The sequence below is a fragment of the Mesorhizobium muleiense genome (assembly GCF_900099905.1).
GTDB lineage: Bacteria > Pseudomonadota > Alphaproteobacteria > Rhizobiales > Rhizobiaceae > Mesorhizobium > Mesorhizobium muleiense.
Genome location: NZ_FNEE01000001.1, coordinates 49,091 through 65,843 on the forward strand (window position 1 = coordinate 49,091; position 16,753 = coordinate 65,843).

Consider the following 16,753-nt stretch of genomic DNA (forward strand, 5'->3'; position numbering starts at 1 on the left):
CAGGCGGCCAAGCCTGAGAAGCCGAAGGCCGAGGAGCAGCCCGCCGCCGAGCAGCAGCAGGCCGAGCCCGAACAGGCGGCCGAGCCCGAACCACAGAAGCAAGAAAACAAGGCGTGCGATCCGCAGACTGGGGCGAACTGCTAAGTGTGCGGGTACAGACTACGGGCACTGCGATCGTTCCACCGCGGTGCCCACTGTGAGCCGAGCCTTCATTGGTCGCGGTGACTGCTGGGGTCGCGGTGATTTTTGGCAACTTCGCCACCCGCCGTAAGCCATCTTGCATCGAACCAGCGGTCCGCCGGTCCGCCATAGGGCAGCCGCGTGATATCCCAATGGCTGACGAAGCGCGCATAGGCGTCCCACACTGGTGGACCGCCGCCGATGAAGACGACGCGGCCAGCAAAGCGCTGGAGTGTGTCCTCGGGATCCATGCTGGAGCGAACGACGACAAGGTCCCGATCAGCGCGAGCAAAATCCGGAACGCTCGCGATCGTCTTGGGACCGGCGAGCAAGACGTGTCCTCTGGTGAGGTCGAAAAATCGTGCAACGTCGGCGACGAACTCCGGCGACCGGTTGCCTTCCCAGGGAAGGCCCCCTTTGAGGCCGAGCTGCCCCGCTTGGCCAATGGCACAGACAACTCTAACGACAGTCTTCTTCATGCGTACTCCACCGATAGCCGGTCTGGTCGCATTCGCAACGCTTGCACGTCATGCTGCGCCACGCGCCTTTTGTATGAGACCCAAACAGCCTCGAACGCGCAGCCTTACTCCGCCGCGGCTGGCTGGTCCACCGCCTCGTTGAAGAGGTGGTTTTGAATGTCGTCGGCCGGACTATGGAACTCCTTCTCACAAGTCCATCCCGACACTGAAACAAACGAAACACTTCGAGTTCGGCGCGGAAAAACGCCTGAAACAGCGATGGTTTAAATCCAATGGCACCGCTGCATCCCGCGGCGCCAATCAATGGAGTATTGCGATGTCGAGAATGCGAGCAGCTTACCGCTCATTTCGGAATTACCGGATTCACCGCATGGCGGAACGGACCCTTGCGGCAATGGACGATGGCCTCCTGAAGGACATCGGGATCAGCCGGTCCGAGATTGGCTTGGTGGTCCGCGGCTTGCAGCGTGGCCAAGAAGACAAGGCGGGCTGAGTCCATGGCCACCTTCTGGCGGCGTCCGCCGCCAATGCCCCATCTGGCGGCCTCCGCCGCCAATGCCCACGAGACGGGCGATCCGCGTTGCCGGCAAAGGCGGCAGCGCTCAGGAGTAGAGGTAACCCATGCCGCGGATCGTCCTGATCACCTCCGGCTTGGAGGGATCGACCTCGATTTTCTTCCGCAGGCGCGAAACGCGAATGTCGATGCTGCGATCGAAGGGATCCCACCCGCGGTCATGGGCGAGTTCGAGCAGTTGATCGCGGTTGAGTACGCGTCCGCGATGTTCGCTGAATACTTTCAGAAGCCGGAACTCCATCGGGGTGATCGCTATTTCGGCCCCCTCGGCGTTGTATAATTTGTGTGCGTCCGGGTCGAAGCGGCACTTGCCGAACTGGAGCTGGTGAGGGCCCAGAGTACTCGCTTTCCCCGCAGCGCGTTCGCTCGCCGATGTCCTGCGCAGCACGGCCTTGACCCGCGCCAGCAGCTCCCGCAGGTCGACGGGCTTGACGACATAGTCGTCGGCGCCGATCTCCAATCCGACAACGCGGTCGACGATTTCCGCCGATCCGGTCAGCATGATAATGGCAACGTCTGAGTGCTCTCGTAGATATCGCGCCAGGGAGAGGCCATCCTCACCTGGCATTCGGATATCCAATATGACCACATCGACGTGCTGGCTCTCAATAAGTTCACGCAGGGCAGGCCCCGCGTTGGCGGGCGTCACGGCATAGCCATGGTGCTCGAGATATTCCGCCACCGTGTCGCGGATATCCGGTTCGTCATCGCAGACCACTATGTGTGCGTGCGTCGTCAAAATCGACCACCGAACAACCAGCCCAATGGATAAGTTGGCTCTAAAGTGACGTGCAAATCAACGGGTCTGTCAAGCATTGTTGTTGACCAGATTAGAGACAAACGAACGGAGCTCGTTCGGTTTGATCGGTTTCTCGAGATAGGGCCGTTTCGCGGCGCGCAGGAACATCTGCGCGTCCGGACTGATTGTGTCCCCCGTCAGGAAGGCTAACCTGTCGAGTTCAGCCGGATGGAGCTTGGCAATCTGGTTGAACAATCCCCGCCCGTCCATATCAGGCATTTTCAGATCGCTCAGGATCAGCGCGAAATTGCGGTTCTTGAGGTGCAGCAGCGCTTCTTCGCCGGATCTGGCAATGGTGACGTTGAAACCATCTCGCCTGAGCACCTCAGCAACCAGCTCACCCACTTCCTCTTCGTCGTCTACCACCAGACAGGCAATGCCGGTCGAATTCGGGAGCTCGTCTTCGGCCGTTTCGGTTCCGTCGTCGAGACGGTCCGAAGCAGGCAGCGAAAGTATGAAGGTCGAGCCACCCCCCTCTGGGGAATCGACCTCGATGGTTCCTCCATGGGATTGAACGATACGATGACAGAAGGATAGCCCGATCCCGGTTCCTGCTCCAATCTCCTTGGTCGTGAAGAACGGCTCGAAAATCCGGGGAAGTATCTCTTTGGGAATTCCCGGACCGGTGTCGGCAACGCTGACGACTATGTTGCCGGTTCTAGGGTGAAGCCGCGTTGAAACCGTGATTGTCCGTCGCCCTTGCCAGCCGTGCAACGCCTGTTCTGCATTGACAAGCAAGTTGATCAGCACCTGGCCAAGCTGATCGGGATCCGCCCAGATCGGCGGAAGACCAGGTTCAAGATGAACTGAAAGCCCGATGTCCGACGATCGAATCGAATAGCTCGCCACTTCGACCGCTTCGGAAATGATATCGTCGATCGCAACGTTTGAGGTTCGCGTCGGCTGCTGTCTGGCCATAGCCAGGAAAGTCTTGACGATCCTGGCGCAGCGTTCGGCTGCCTTGCTTATCTTGTCGGCGCGTTCGACGACCTTGGCGTCGGCAGCGGTCTCCTTCATCAGCGATGACAGGCCAAGCACCACCGAGAGCGGATTGTTGAGCTCATGCGCCACCCCGGCCAGCAATCCACCGAGCGCCGCCATTTTCTCGTTCTGGTGCAGCGTCTCGCGCTGCCGCTCCAATTCCTGCTGCATTTTTATCCGGTCGGTGAGATCGTAGGCGTGGGAAACAATCACCTTCTCACCGTGGTAATCGATCAGTCGAGACGAAACCGAGCACCAGCAGGTTCCACCGTCCTTGCGTTTGAGCTGGGTTTCGAAATCGTCGACTAATCCCGTCGCGAGCAGCCGCTCAACGTATCGGATCCGCTCTGAAGGATCGACATAATAGTCGACGGCGCTGGTGACGTCGCCGAGCAGTTCAACGGTGGCGGGGCTGCGGTAAAGCAGCTTCCCATCATGCGCGCGGGTCATCTGGATGTTGACGGGGCAGGCTTCGAGGACTTTACGGACCAGTTCATCCGCTTCCTTGGCCGCCTCCTCGGCCCGCTTGCGCTCTGTAATCTCGACACGGGTAACCACGAACCCGCCTTCGCGGGTCGGACAGTTCGAGACAAAAAACCAACGCCCGTCCGTATGACGGAATTCCTGTTGCCGGAACTCGCGGCGGTCCCGTGCCCTCTCGGCAAGCCAGTCGTCGATCTTGTCGCGTGGGACCGGAAACTGGTTGCGCTCTGCGGTCACGCGCAGGAAATCGAACCAGTTCACCCCGGGAACGAGCACATCCGCGCTTATCGCGTGCATCTGGCGATACCTGCTGTTGGCCAGCACCAGGCAATCGTTGCTGTCGTAGAGGGCAAACCCTTCGGCCAGAGATTCGATCGCGTCGATCAGCCGTTCGTTCGCCTTGCGCGTTTCTTGCTGGGCGGCGATCATGCCGGTGATATCGGTCGTGTTCGACACGATCACCTGCCTTCCCTGGAAATCGATCAGGCGAGCGGAAATCGAAGCCCAGAAGGCCTTGTTCTCGGTGTCGTACTGCTGGACCCGAAAATCATCGATCCTGCCCTTTTCGATCAGGGTGCGCTCCAATACTGCGCTCTTGTCTGGATCGACATAATGGTCGGTTATCCGAGGACGGTCGGCGTAGAGATCTCTGGTAGCAGGATTGCGGTAGAGCGTTTCTCCCTCGAACGTGGTCATGCGTATCGGCGAAGGGCAGGCATCGAGCACCTTTTGCAGCAGCGTCGTGGCGTCGCGCTCGAAAGCCTCGGCCTTCTTGCGCTCGCTGATGTCGGTGCGCGTTACGACGAAGCCGCCAAGATCGGTGGGATGTATCGATACCGAGTGCCATTTGCCGTCGGAGAGGGGGACCTCGAAATGGGAGTGGAACTCGATCCGGCTTTGGAGCCGCTCGTCGAGCCACTCATCCTCGCGCCCAACCGCATTGCGGTACACGCCGCGCCTGGCGGATTCGCGGAGGAGTTCGTTCCATTCCACCCCCGGTTCGACGAGATCCCGCACCTGGTGGTTCAGTTCGCGGTAAAGGCTGTTGCACATGACCAGGCGGTGGTCTTCGTCGTACAGCGCGAATCCCTCGGAGAGTGATTCAACGGCGTCTGCGAGCATCTCCCGCGCCGCGGCGACTTCGCCGTCACGCTTCTTCTGCTTGGTCACATCGGCGATGCCGGCGAGAACCACTCGCCGGCCCTGGAACTCGACGATCCTGAGATTGCCCGTGGCCCAGAACTCCTGGCCATCGGGTCTTTTGAGGAGCACCTCGCAATTTTCGACGACGCCCTTCTGCATGAGCTCCCGATTGATTTCCCGGTGCTTCTCGGGATCGACAAAGTAATCGCCAAGCCGCACCGTCTCGCGTTGCGCCTTTCTGCTCCATCCAAGCAGCCGTTCGGCAGCATTGCTCTGGTAGATGAGTTCCCCCGAACTTGCGTCGTTCATCCATACCGGCAACGGATGATGCTTGATCAGGAAACCGAACAGATCCTCGCGCTGCTTGCGTTCCGTGATGTCCAATACCCCGATGATGAGCGAGGGGCGCCCTCCGTAGACGCCGCGACGGCAGTTGGTCGAACACCAGACGGCCGATCCGCTTGTGTTTCTAAGCTGGATTTCGTGATCCCGGACGATCTCGCTGTGGCTGGCGAGAGAACTGATTTCATCGAATTCGCCAGAATTCACGAAATGATCCGTCAGGAATTGCGGCTCGTTCGGCGTCCATTTTCGGCCAAGCAGGTTCGACGCGTCGAGGCTTTCGTAGAGGATCTGCCCGCTTCCCGCGTCCACCACCCAAACCGGCAGCGGGTGACTGTCCGTGATGCAGCGGAATATCTCAGCGTTCTCCTGGTGCGCGATCTGCGCCCGCTTCATCTCGGTAATGTCGACGCTTACCAGGGCCATGCCGCCATCCGGCCGAGGATGTGCGGTGAGCAACTTCCACCGGCCATCCAATGTCTCAGCTTCAACTGGAGCGTCGTCGATTTGCGTCCATCGCGCCGCGGCGCTTTCAACAAATGCGTTGCCGGGCTCGATGGGGCGGCCGTCGAAACTCTTTAGACGTGAGAGGGCTTCGGCGACTGCGGCAATGGCGTCCGTCGGCTGCATCTCGCCGCGGTCGAGCCACCGGCTTCCAAATATCTGCGGATTGCTGTCGACGAGAACATGGTTGGCGTCAAAAAGGGCATAGCCTGTGTGTGTGGATGGCACCGGATTATCAGGCCGCATGGTCGTTCCCTTTGTTCGCGTGATCCCGCGAGGGCGGATAATAGCCCCTCTTTGTTTCAGCACGCGTTCGGCCGACGCGTGATTTGTTTCAACTGTTTCGGCGCGTGGGCGACATCGCCGGCGCTGACGTGTCGCCTGTCATCCCCGTGGGGCGCGCGCTGAAACAAACGAAACACTCCCACCACACCACAGAAAAACGCCTGAAACGAAGGCGGTGTAGGACAAGAAGAGCCGCAGATGCGGCAGATTCAACCGGCGAAGCGCAAATGTCCAGCGCCCAGGATGAACAATCTAGTCTTGGCGAGTGTCGACGCGTCTTGCTCTGAAACCTGAGGGTTCAATATGGATAAGCCAGTTACTTCCCACGATTTCCCCGACCGGCTCCGCGCGAGCCTTATTGACCAAAACCATCCGGCCTATGAAGAGGCTCGCGGGCTCTACAACGCCATGATCGACAAGCGGCCGCGCTGGATCATCCCCTGCGCCGAGGTCGCCGATGTCGTCGCGGCAGTCAATCATGCCCGGGAGAAGCAGTTGCTTCTTGCCATTCGCGGCGGCGGCCACAGCGGTCCGGGCTTCGGCAGTTGCGACGGCGGAATGGCCATCGACATGTCGCCGATGAATCGGGTCGATATTGATCTCGGGACCAGCACGGTCCGCGTCGAGGCCGGCTGCACCCAAGGCGATGTCGACCGCGCCACCAGCGCTCATGGGCTGGCGGTGCCGGCTGGCCTCGTCTCGTCCACAGGCATCGCCGGACTGACGCTGGGCGGCGGCACTGGCCATCTAACGCGCAAACACGGCCTCACCATCGACAATCTGCTTGCGGCCGAGGTCGTGCTGGCCGACGGCAGCGTCGTGACGGCAAGTGAGAACGAACACCCGGAGCTGTTCTGGGCGCTGCGCGGCGGCGGCGGCAACTTCGGCGTCGTGACGCGCTTCACATTTCAGGCGCATCCGGCGAAGGATGTCTATGCCGGGCCGATCTTCTTCGACATCGAGCATACCGCAGAGATCATGCGCTGGTACCGCGGCTTCCTGCCCGGAGCGCCGCGAGAGCTCGGGATGTTCTTCGGCATCAAGACGGTGCCCTCCTGCGACCCTTTCCCGCGCGAGATCTGGGGAAGGCGCGTCTGCGCGCTGATCAGCTGCTACAACGGCGCGGAGGAGGACGGCATCCGGGCGATGCAGCCCGTGCGCGACGCGCTTCCCGGGCCACTGATGGACGGTATGATGCAGATGCCCTTCGTCGATCTGCAGGCGCTGTTTGATCCGCTGCTGCCGAAGGGCTTGCAGTGGTACTGGAAGGGCGATTATGTCGACGAGCTGTCCGATGCGGCCATCGCAGCCCATGCCGAGCACAGCTCGAAGACGCCGAGCGAACTGTCGCTGATGCACCTCTACCCCATCGACGGAGCGGCCCAGGAAGTGCCTCCGGACGCTACCGCCTGGGGAGCGCGGCGAGCGCGTTGGTCCATGGTTATCGCCGGCATCGACCCCGACCCGACGAAGGCGCCCGCGCTGAGGCGCTGGGCAAGCGAGTATTGGGCCGCGGTGCACAAGCACAACCCGCATGGTGGCGCCTATATCAACTTCATGATGGATGATGAAGGCGAGGCGCGTGTACGCGCCGCCTACGGCGCCAACTATGAGCGGCTCGTCGCGGCCAAGCGCCAATACGATCCGGCGAACCTCTTCCGCGTCAACCACAACATCCGGCCGTAAGCCGAGGCTGACAGGCCTGTGGCATGCGCAAGCCGGTGTCGCGCCATCGAGGACGACCATCCACAAAATGCGTCCCGCCCCGTCGCGCGTGCCTCTGAAACAAACGAAACACTCCCACCGCGATGCAGAAAAACGCCTGAAACGAAAGCGGTGTATGACAATAAGATCCGAAGACGTGAAAGAATAAACCGACGAAACGAAAATATCCAGAGCCTAAGACCGAACATCTAGTCTTGGCGAGGGTCGACATTTTTTGCTCCGAAACCTGAGGTTCAAAATGCATAGGCCAGTTGCTTCATACGATTTCCCCGACCGGCTCCGCGCGAGCCTTGTTGGCCAAAAACACCCGGCCCATGAAGCGGCTCGCCGGCTCTTGCAACGCCATGATCGACAAGGGGCAGACGTCAACCCCGCTACGCGACGGCTGATCGGGAACAGCCGCCATTCGTACGGCCGCGCTGACACTGCCGATTGGTGATGATCTCGGCTGCCATTGAGCAGCCCACCGAACAGCGCACGAACGCAACAAGAGACGTGCGCTTCACAACCTGCCGCCGCACATCCAGGAGGATAGCGGTTGGTCGGTTTGCCCAAAGTGCATGAAAAGACGGCTTCATCGATGCGGTGCGGGGCACGGCGCGTTGAGGCCAAACGCTAACCCTCAAAATGGAGAATTGAAATGCTCAAGATCGTTCTTGCCACTGCCACCTTGCTGTTTGCCTCCGGCATGGCTTTTGCCGGCAGCGACCACTATGGCTCCGACTACAGCCATGGGTCCTTCTATCCGAAGACCGGTGACCATTCGATGGCGTCCGACAACGGCTACGCGCTCGACCCGAGCGGCACAGCGAGTGTCGACACGACCGACAGCGCACCGACCTCGGCAGGAAAATCGATCTTCGATAAGCCCGCACCGGGTTACGGACAGGGGATGTGGGGGAGCCGATAACAGCGTTCGGCCACACGGTCGGGATTCGACTTCCAGGCGGCGGGCTCGCCCGCCGCCTGGAATCACCTCACGCCCAGCGCAGGGAAGATCCTTTCGATCGCGTAGCGTGGGCTGGAGCGGGCTTGGTTGCGCAGCCCGATCGGGTGCGTTTCAGGAGAACTCTCCTCGGCCCGAGCTTTGCGAGCGGCATCTCATTTAATCTGAAGCCGCGCCCAGTCGTGAGTAAGCACCGCCGCGCGCCACCAGTTCATCATGCGGGCCTTGTTCGACGATGCCTGTATCGGCGACCACCACGATGCGATCGGCATTGCGGATCGTCGCCAGCCGGTGAGCGATCACCAGCGTCGTTCGGCCCTGCGCAAGCTCTGCCAGCGACTGCTGGATCTCCCGCTCGGTCTGCGTGTCGAGTGCCGAAGTCGCCTCGTCCAGGATGAGGATCGTCGGGTTCTTCAGGAACATGCGCGCGATTGCCAGGCGCTGCTTCTGACCGCCCGAAAGCTTTACGCCGCGCTCGCCGATGATCGTATCGAGCCCTTCCGGCAGCGAGGCGATGAGTTCGTCGAGGCGCGCGCGGCGCGCGGCCTCGACGATCTCGCTCTCGACCGCGTCCAGCCGGCCATAGGCGATGTTCTCGCGGATCGTGCCGCCGAACAGGAACACGTCCTGCTGCACGATACCGATCTGCCCGCGCAACGAGGCCAGCGTCATATCGCGGATATCCAGACCGTCGATGATGATGCCGCCGCTGTCGACCTCGTAAAAACGCGGCAGCAGCGAGCACAGGGTCGTCTTGCCGGCGCCGGATGGCCCGACGAAGGCGATGGTCTGTCCTGCTGCGATGTCGAGATTGATGCTCTTCAAAACCGGCCGTTCGCCGCTATAGCCGAAGCTGACGTCCCGGTAGCTGATGTCACCCCGGAGCGTCGGTGCGTCAAAAGCGCCAGGCCGATCCGCGATGTCCGGCTCAGTGTCGAGGAGGGCCGCATAGCGGCGAAATCCGGCGATGCCTTTCGGATAGGTTTCAATCACCGAATTGATCTTGTCGATCGGCCGGAAGAACACATTGACCAGGAGCAGGAAGCCAACGAAGCCGCCACTGGAAAGTTCGCCACGCAGCACGAGATAGCTTCCGGCGATCATCACCACCAGTTGGATCAACCGCATGCTCATGTAGCTCAGCGACGTGCTTGCGGCCATGATACGATAGGCATCGAGCTTGGTCTTGCGGTAGCTGGCGTTGTCGCGCGCGAACAGGTTGCGCTCGTGGTCTTCATTGGCGAAAGCCTGCACCACCCGCATGCCGCCGACATTCTCCTCGATGCGAACGTTGAAATCGCCGACCCGCCCGTAAAGCGCCTGCCAGTTGCGCGTCATGCGCGCGCCATAGCGGCTTGTCACCCAGGCGACCAGCGGCACAATTGCCGCCGTAATCAGCGCAAGCTGCGGATTGACCAGGAACATCAGCGCGAAGGCGCCGATGAACGTCATGATCGCGATGAACAGGTCTTCCGGGCCATGATGGGCAACCTCGCCGATTTCCTCCAGGTCCTTGGTGACCCGGGCGATGAGGTGACCGGTCTTGTGATTGTCATAGAAGCGGAACGAGAGCTTCTGCAGGTGATCGAAGCTCTTCCGGCGCATCTCGGTCTCGATGTTGATACCGAGCATATGGCCCCAGTAGACCACGACCGCCATCAGTCCGGTGTTCACCACGTATATGGCAAGCAGGCCGGCCGACGCAGCAAGGATCAGCAGCCATTGCTGAGTCGGCAACAACTCGTCGATAAACAGCTTGACCGCCATCGGAAACCCGAGTTCCAGCAGGCCAGACAGGACCGCGCAGCAGAAATCCAGGATGAACAGACCCCTCCAGGGGCGGTAGTAGGCGAAAAATCTGCGCAGCATTGGGACGCTTTTCTGTTCGAAGGTCTGGCCTGCCAGGAGCATGGCTATGCGAGGGCTGTCGTTAAAGGCATTTCTTGCGGCGACTGCTCAGCGGCGCCGACTTGTCCGAACGGATAGCTTACGATAAGTGGAGTGTAAACATCATATTATGAGGTCTCCATGCTGACTGCGATCACGCGCTGCGAAACGCCGAATGCGGGCAAATATCTCCAGCAGCTTTGCAAGCATTTCGCGCACAAGGTCGAGGTCGCCTATGGCGATGGGCATGGGCAGTGCCGGTTCTCCTGCGGCACGGCTACCATGAATGCCGGTCTCGAACGGCTGGACATAGTGGTGGAAGCGGCCGACACCAAGGCGTTGACCGAGACCAAGCAGGTCATTGAGTCGCATCTCGTCCGGTTCGCCTTCCGCGAAAATCTCCAGCCGCTGGCCTGGCGCGATTGAAGCGTCGTTTGCGACACGGAGCATGCTCATGAGATGGCTCAAGTCGGTCCTGGCCTTGCCGGCATTGGCGCTTTTCCTCGTTCAGGCGTTCGCAACCGAGATCGAGACCGCGAAGGGCCCGGTAACGGTCGGCAAGACGCCGCAAACGCTCGCGGTGTTCGACATTGCGGCGGTCGATACGTTGAACAGCCTGGGCGTGAAGATCGCCGGCTTGCCCGATAAGCTCTATGTGCCCGAACTCGCCGGGTTGAAGGACGACGCGGAAATCGTCGGCACCATCTTCGAGCCCGATCTGGAGGCGCTGAGCGCGCTGGCGCCGGACCTCGTCATTGTCGGCGGGCGCTCCTCGCCGCAACTGGCGGCGACCAGCCGGATTGCGCAGAGCATCGATATGACGATGAATGGCGATGATCTGTTCGCGCAGGCGAAGCAGCGCCTGACGGCCTACGGCGCTCTCGTCGGCAAGCCGGCCGAGGCGGCTGCGCTTGCTTCGGAACTCGATGAGGCGCTTTCGTCGACACGTGCCGCCGTCAAGGGCAAGGGCACGGCACTGATCCTGATGACCAGCGGCCCGAAGGTGACCGCCTATGGCAAGGAGTCCCGCTTCGGTTGGCTGCATTCGGCGCTCCAGCTCACGCCGGCGGTCGAGGGTGTCGAGGCCGCGACCCACGGCGAAGCGATCTCCTTCGAGTTCCTCCGCGACGCCAATCCGGACTGGCTTATCGTGCTCGATCGCGCCGCGGCGATCGGCTCGGGGGAGCAGAACGCCAAAGCGACGCTCGACAATGAACTGGTGGCCGAAACCACGGCCTGGAAGAAAGGGCAGGTGGTCTACATGCCGGCTGCCGATTTCTACATCGCTGCAGGCGGCGTCCAGTCGACGAAGCGCGTGCTTGAGATCATTCGAGACGCTTTCTCGCGGACCCAATGACCGCCGGATCGCTTGGCTCTCAAGGCTTCGCCTATCAGGCAATCGGTGCCGCAACCCTGCTGGCGCTGTTTGTGGCCAGCCTGTTCGTCGGCGTCGGAGAGCTTGCCATAGGCAGTCTGGCCTCCGATCCGGAAGCCTTGCGGCTGATCATGATCAGCCGCTTGCCGAGGACGTTGGCGGCACTTCTGGCCGGCAGCGCCCTGGCCATCGCAGGGCTTGTTATGCAGACGCTTGCCCGCAACCGTTTCGTCGAGCCTTCGACGGCTGGAACCGCGCAATCCGCGGCACTCGGCATACTGGTGGTGACGCTGGTTTGGCCCGATGCATCGCTTGGCTGGAAGGCAGCCGGCGCGGCGGTGACCGCTCTCGCCGGGACATCCGTTTTCCTTATGCTCGCGCATAGGTTGCCGCCGACACAACCTTTTCTCGTTCCGCTGTTCGGATTGGTCTATGGCGGCGTCATTGGCGCCGCCGCGATCTTTGCTGCTTGGCACCTGGACCTTCTGCAGTATCTCGAAGTGTGGATGACGGGGGAGTTTTCCGGCATCCTGCGCGGGCGCTATGAACTGTTGTGGGTTGCGGGCGCACTGGTCGTATTGGCCTGGTGGACGGCCGACCGCCTGACGATGCTTTCGCTGGGCAGGGACGTCAGCATAGGGCTCGGCCTGAATTATGCCGCTATGCTTCGGCTCGGCCTTGTCATCGTCTCGGCCATCACCGCGCTGACCGTGGTCGTCGTCGGTACGATCCCGTTCGTCGGCCTTGTCGCGCCCAACATCGTATCGCGCTTCGCCGGCGAAAACCTGCGCCACACCTTGCCGTGGGTCGCCGGCGGTGGCGCGGCGCTGGTGCTTGCCTGCGATATCATGGGCAGGCTCATCCGTTTCCCTTACGAGGTTCCGGTCGGCACGATCCTCGGCGTCGTCGGGGCGGTGCTGTTCCTAGCCCTGCTGCTTGGCCGAAACAGCAATGACTGAAGTTTTGATGCAACGCGGCCTGGTGCGGCACGAGGGCCGCCTCGTGATAATGGCGGCAGTCGCAGTGCTGGTCGGCGTGGCCTTCATGACGATCGGCCTGCGCGGCGATCTCGCCTTCGTGGTCGAACTGCGCGCAGCGCGGCTGGCTGCGATGGTTCTGGTCGGCGTGGCGGTGGCGGTTTCGACGGTCGTGTTCCAGACCGTTTGCGCCAACCGCATCATCACGCCGTCGATCATGGGCCTGGATGCGCTTTACGTCTTCTGCCAGACGGCGCTGGTTTTTGCGCTGAGCGGTTTCGGCTTTGCCGGCATCGATCCCAGCCTGCACTTCTTCGGCAATTTCACGGCAATGACCAGCCTCGCGCTGGCGCTGTTCCTGCCGATGCTTCGCCGGCGGTTCGACCTGACGCTGATGCTGCTGACTGGCGTCGTGCTGGGCGTGCTGTTCCGATCGCTGACGACGTTGCTGGCGCGGCTGCTGGATCCGAACGATTTCGCCGTACTGCAGGGTACGGTCTTCGCCAGCTTCAATGCGGTGGAACCCGATCTCCTGCTGTTGGCCGGCCTGATCACCGTGGCGGGTGTCGCCATCGCCTGGCGGGCGCGACATGTTCTCGATGTGCTCGCGCTGGGCACCGACACAGCCATTGGGCTCGGCGTGGCGTGGCGCGTCACGGCTGCCGGGCTGCTGGTTGTTGTCGCCGCGCTCGTGTCGGCGTCGACGGCGCTGGTTGGACCGATGGCGTTTCTGGGGCTGCTGGTGGTTTCGCTCGCTGAGCGCATCGTCGGCACCGACCGGCACGCCATCCTTCTGCCGGCAGCCGCGCTCACGGCGATAATCGTGCTCGTCGGCGGCCAGACAATCCTCCAGCATGCTCTGGGCGGGGAAGGCAGCCTCGGCATCGTCGTGGAGTTTGTCGGCGGCATCGTGTTCCTCGCCATTCTGTTTGCCGGGGGCCGGCAATGATCGAGATTGCAGGCGTCTCCCTGGCTCTTGGCGGCAGCCGCATTCTGGATAATGTCAGCCTGACCGTGCCGAAGGGCGGCGTCACGGCGCTTGTCGGACCGAATGGCGCTGGCAAGTCCAGCCTGTTGTCGTTGATCGCCCGCCTGCGGCCCCTGCAAAGCGGCCGCATCACAGTCGACGGGCTGCCGGTCGATACGACGCCGAGCCGGCAGTTGGCCAGGATCATGGCCATTCTGCGACAGGATCCCGGCGTCGCAAGCCGCCTGCGTGTCGCCGAACTGGTGGGGTTCGGTCGTTTCCCGCACAACCGCGGGCGGCTGACCGCGAAAGACCGCGAAATCATTGCGGCGTCGCTCGAACAGTTCGATCTCAGCGACCTGGCGCTGCGCTTTATCGACACCTTGTCAGGCGGGCAACGGCAGCGCGCCCTCGTCGCCATGACCTTCTGCCAGGGGACGGATTACATCCTTCTCGACGAGCCGCTGAACAACCTCGACATGTTTCATGCAAGAAACCTGATGCGGACGCTGAGACGAATCGCCGACGAGCACGGCAAGACGGTGCTCATCGTGCTCCACGACATCAATCATGCAGCCTCGTACGCCGACCGCATCGTCGCGATGAAGGACGGCGCCGTTATCGCATCGGGCGAAACCGGCGACATCATCCGGCCGGATATACTGGAGAGCATTTTTGGCTTCTCGATGCGGGTCGAAAACATCGCCGGTCGGCTGACCGTCCTGCATCACGCCTGAGAATCTGCACCACGCTGAGAATGCTTCCGCGACTGCAGCGCTCGAAGAGCGCAGCAGTTACAATGGCTTAAATAACTGGATTTTTATTATCAAGTTTATTGCCGCAGCGCAACCGATGGGTTATGGCAGTCCCAACAGGCGCGGTTCGCGCCAGCCGGGGCTACCGTATTCGAGGGGATTTAGCCGATGTCATCAGATCTGTTGCGAGCGCTGACCGTCAGCACCGCGATGTCTATTTTCTTGTGTCCAGAAGCGCTGGCGCAGTCTGCCCCCGCCCCGGAAGCGGAAGCCGGGACGACCACGTCCGAAGAAAATGAAGAAGCCCAGGCTCCGGCCGGGGGCACGCAACTCGACACCATTCTCGTCGTCGACGTCGGGGCGGGCGCCAACGCGACGGCCGGCGCCAACCTGATCACCATCGACCAGCAGGAGATCGACCGCAAGAAACCGCAGGATTTGAGGGAGGTGTTCTCCGGTGAGCCGCAGATCGCCGTCGGCGGCGCGATCCCCAGCACGCAGAAGATCTACGTCAACGGCGTCGATGAGAACAATCTGGCCGTGACCGTCGACGGGTCGCGACAGAACAACAAGGTGTTCCACCACAACGGCACCTATCTGCTCGACCCGGCACTTCTAAAGGCCGCGTCGGTGCAGGCAGGCGTCGCGCCGGCCGACGCCGGTCCGGGCGCGCTCGCGGGCTCGCTTGGATTCGAGACCAAGGATGCGGTCGATCTGCTCGAACCCGGCCGCAATTTTGGCTGTTTCGTCACCGGCATATGGGACACCAACAGCGAGACGTTCACCACCGGGGTGAGCGGCTTCGGCCAGCAGGACGGCTTCGAGTATCTCGGCTACATCAATTACGGCCGTGGCGGCAATTTTACCGCCGGCAACGGCCAGGAGATGCCGGGGACCGGAACCGATCTGATCAGCGGGTTAGCCAAGATCGCCTATGAGAGCGTCGAGGGCCATCGTTTCGAGCTCAGCCACGAGCAGGTCCGCGACGATGCGCTACGCCCCTATCGCGCCAACGTCTATATCGACCGAGGCGCCGAGCCTGAACTCCGGAACTATGATCTGCGACGCCAGAACACGGTCTTTACCTATACGGATACGTCGCCGGAAGGCTGGTGGGACCCCAAGATCGTACTCGCTTACAGCCGCACCCAGATCGGGACACTGGAAACGGATCGCACCGACGCCAATATCGTGTCGCCGACCGACGGCGCGACCAGCAGCTTCAACGGCAAGGTGGAGAACCGCTTCGCGCTCGACATCGGCAGCGTCACTGCCGGCTTCGATTTCTACAACGACAGGGCGGACCTGGATTATCTCAACTCGACCGAGCCGTTCTTCACGGACGAGCGCGCCACCAATATCGGCGCCTATGCCCAGGCGCGCCTGGAGCCTTTCGACCGCACCAGGATTTCCTTCGGCGGGCGCGCCGATCACCAATGGTTCACCGGCGTAGACGACTCGGACTGGAACAACGCCGGTATCAGCGGCAACATTTCGGGCGAGTATGACCTTATGCCGGAGTTCCTGACGGTAAAGGCTGGGACCTCGCATGTCTGGGGCGGCGTTCCGTTGGCGGAAAACTACCTGCAGAACCCGCTGTGGACCTATGGCGACGGCCCGGAGCCGGTGACGTCAAACAACTATACGGCCGGTCTGGAGGCGCGCTACAACGGTTTCACCTTCGAGGCGAACGTGTTTCGCACCGACATCAACGACGCGCGCCTGCCGGTGTTCGGACGTGGCGCGCCAGTACCTGCCTTCACATCGATCCGAACGCTCGATCTCGTTTCCAAGGGTTGGGAGATCGGCGGCCGCTATGATTGGGACGCCGGCTTTGTCAGTGTGAAATACGCCGACATCAACGCCGACGTAGACGGCAAACCGGCCGATACGGAGATCGGCCGCTATTTGACGACGCCCCTCGGCCAGATCGTGATGATCGGCGCTGGCTACACATTCGACGATTGGGGCGTCAAAGTCGGTGGCGACATCGAGATCGCCTTGAAGACCGACAGGACCCTGGTGCGGCATTACACCGACCCGACAAGCGCAAAGAAGGAACTGCCGGGCTATGAGGTGGTGAACGCCTATGTCGAATGGACGCCGCCTTCGAAGCCGAACTTCACGCTGCGCGCCGACGCTCTCAATATATTCGACGAAGATTATACGGACCGAGCCGCCTACGGTCAGGATTTTGCGGAACTAGGACCGGGCAATGAACCACACAAAGATCCGGGCCGCTCGTTCCGTCTGAGCGTCACGGCGCGGTTCTGACCCGGAGCGCCACGGCGCGTCGAAAAGGCTGGCGCGGGAGTGACCTGTGCCGGCCCTGAAACTGGTCTCGAAACGCG

The 16,753-nt window shown here is 61.7% G+C and carries 13 protein-coding genes; 9 read left to right on the forward strand and 4 right to left on the reverse strand.

The genetic code is table 11. The features are described from left to right. Window positions 1-209: 209 nt before the first annotated feature. Window positions 210-659 carry a dihydrofolate reductase gene (locus BLT09_RS00215; protein WP_091589872.1) on the reverse strand — a complete coding sequence of 150 codons (450 nt, stop codon included), beginning with the start codon at window positions 657-659 and terminating at the stop codon, window positions 210-212. Window positions 660-984: 325 nt separating this feature from the next. Here BLT09_RS00215 and BLT09_RS00220 point away from each other — a divergent pair, with 325 nt between their 5' ends. Then, window positions 985-1,152: a DUF1127 domain-containing protein gene (locus tag BLT09_RS00220; RefSeq protein ID WP_139172486.1), complete on the forward strand. Its 168-nt coding sequence runs from the start codon at window positions 985-987 to the stop codon at window positions 1,150-1,152. A 109-nt stretch (window positions 1,153-1,261) separates the two neighbouring features. On the opposite strand, the gene BLT09_RS00225 is transcribed toward BLT09_RS00220, so the two are convergent. Both BLT09_RS00225 and BLT09_RS00230 read right to left on the reverse strand, forming a co-directional pair. Continuing rightward, entirely contained in the window at window positions 1,262-1,972 is a 711-nt protein-coding gene (locus BLT09_RS00225) for a response regulator (protein ID WP_091589876.1), read from the reverse strand. 69 nt (window positions 1,973-2,041) lie between these two features. After that, window positions 2,042-5,731, reverse strand: a complete 3,690-nt coding sequence (locus tag BLT09_RS00230; protein ID WP_091589877.1) for a PAS-domain containing protein — start codon at window positions 5,729-5,731, stop codon at window positions 2,042-2,044. A 342-nt stretch (window positions 5,732-6,073) separates the two neighbouring features. Between BLT09_RS00230 and BLT09_RS00235 the strand changes: the two genes are divergently transcribed. Both BLT09_RS00235 and BLT09_RS00240 read left to right on the forward strand, forming a co-directional pair. Further along, the gene (locus BLT09_RS00235; RefSeq protein ID WP_091589879.1) at window positions 6,074-7,456 is read left to right on the forward strand and encodes an FAD-binding oxidoreductase; all 1,383 of its coding nucleotides are present in this window, start codon (window positions 6,074-6,076) and stop codon (window positions 7,454-7,456) included. 679 nt (window positions 7,457-8,135) lie between these two features. After that, window positions 8,136-8,405 carry a hypothetical protein gene (locus BLT09_RS00240; RefSeq protein WP_091589880.1) on the forward strand — a complete coding sequence of 90 codons (270 nt, stop codon included), beginning with the start codon at window positions 8,136-8,138 and terminating at the stop codon, window positions 8,403-8,405. Between the two features lie 195 nt (window positions 8,406-8,600). On the opposite strand, the gene BLT09_RS00245 is transcribed toward BLT09_RS00240, so the two are convergent. Further along, the gene (locus tag BLT09_RS00245) at window positions 8,601-10,310 is read right to left on the reverse strand and encodes an ABC transporter ATP-binding protein (protein ID WP_091590747.1); all 1,710 of its coding nucleotides are present in this window, start codon (window positions 10,308-10,310) and stop codon (window positions 8,601-8,603) included. Window positions 10,311-10,469: 159 nt separating this feature from the next. On the opposite strand from BLT09_RS00245, the gene BLT09_RS00250 reads away from it, so the two are divergent. From BLT09_RS00250 to BLT09_RS00275, 6 genes are all read left to right on the forward strand, one after another. Next, entirely contained in the window at window positions 10,470-10,754 is a 285-nt protein-coding gene (locus BLT09_RS00250) for a DUF2218 domain-containing protein (RefSeq protein WP_091589882.1), read from the forward strand. Window positions 10,755-10,782: 28 nt separating this feature from the next. Next, complete coding sequence (locus BLT09_RS00255; protein ID WP_091590749.1) at window positions 10,783-11,685, forward strand: siderophore ABC transporter substrate-binding protein; 903 nt, start codon at window positions 10,783-10,785, stop codon at window positions 11,683-11,685. After that, entirely contained in the window at window positions 11,682-12,662 is a 981-nt protein-coding gene (locus BLT09_RS00260) for an ABC transporter permease (protein ID WP_091589883.1), read from the forward strand. The genes BLT09_RS00255 and BLT09_RS00260 overlap by 4 nt, the downstream gene beginning before the upstream one ends. Then, entirely contained in the window at window positions 12,655-13,629 is a 975-nt protein-coding gene (locus BLT09_RS00265; protein ID WP_091589885.1) for an iron chelate uptake ABC transporter family permease subunit, read from the forward strand. Before BLT09_RS00260 ends, BLT09_RS00265 begins: the two co-directional genes overlap by 8 nt. Further along, complete coding sequence (locus BLT09_RS00270; RefSeq protein WP_091589887.1) at window positions 13,626-14,384, forward strand: iron ABC transporter ATP-binding protein; 759 nt, start codon at window positions 13,626-13,628, stop codon at window positions 14,382-14,384. Before BLT09_RS00265 ends, BLT09_RS00270 begins: the two co-directional genes overlap by 4 nt. A 186-nt stretch (window positions 14,385-14,570) precedes the next feature. Then, window positions 14,571-16,676 carry a TonB-dependent receptor domain-containing protein gene (locus tag BLT09_RS00275; protein ID WP_091589888.1) on the forward strand — a complete coding sequence of 702 codons (2,106 nt, stop codon included), beginning with the start codon at window positions 14,571-14,573 and terminating at the stop codon, window positions 16,674-16,676. Window positions 16,677-16,753 lie beyond the last annotated feature (77 nt).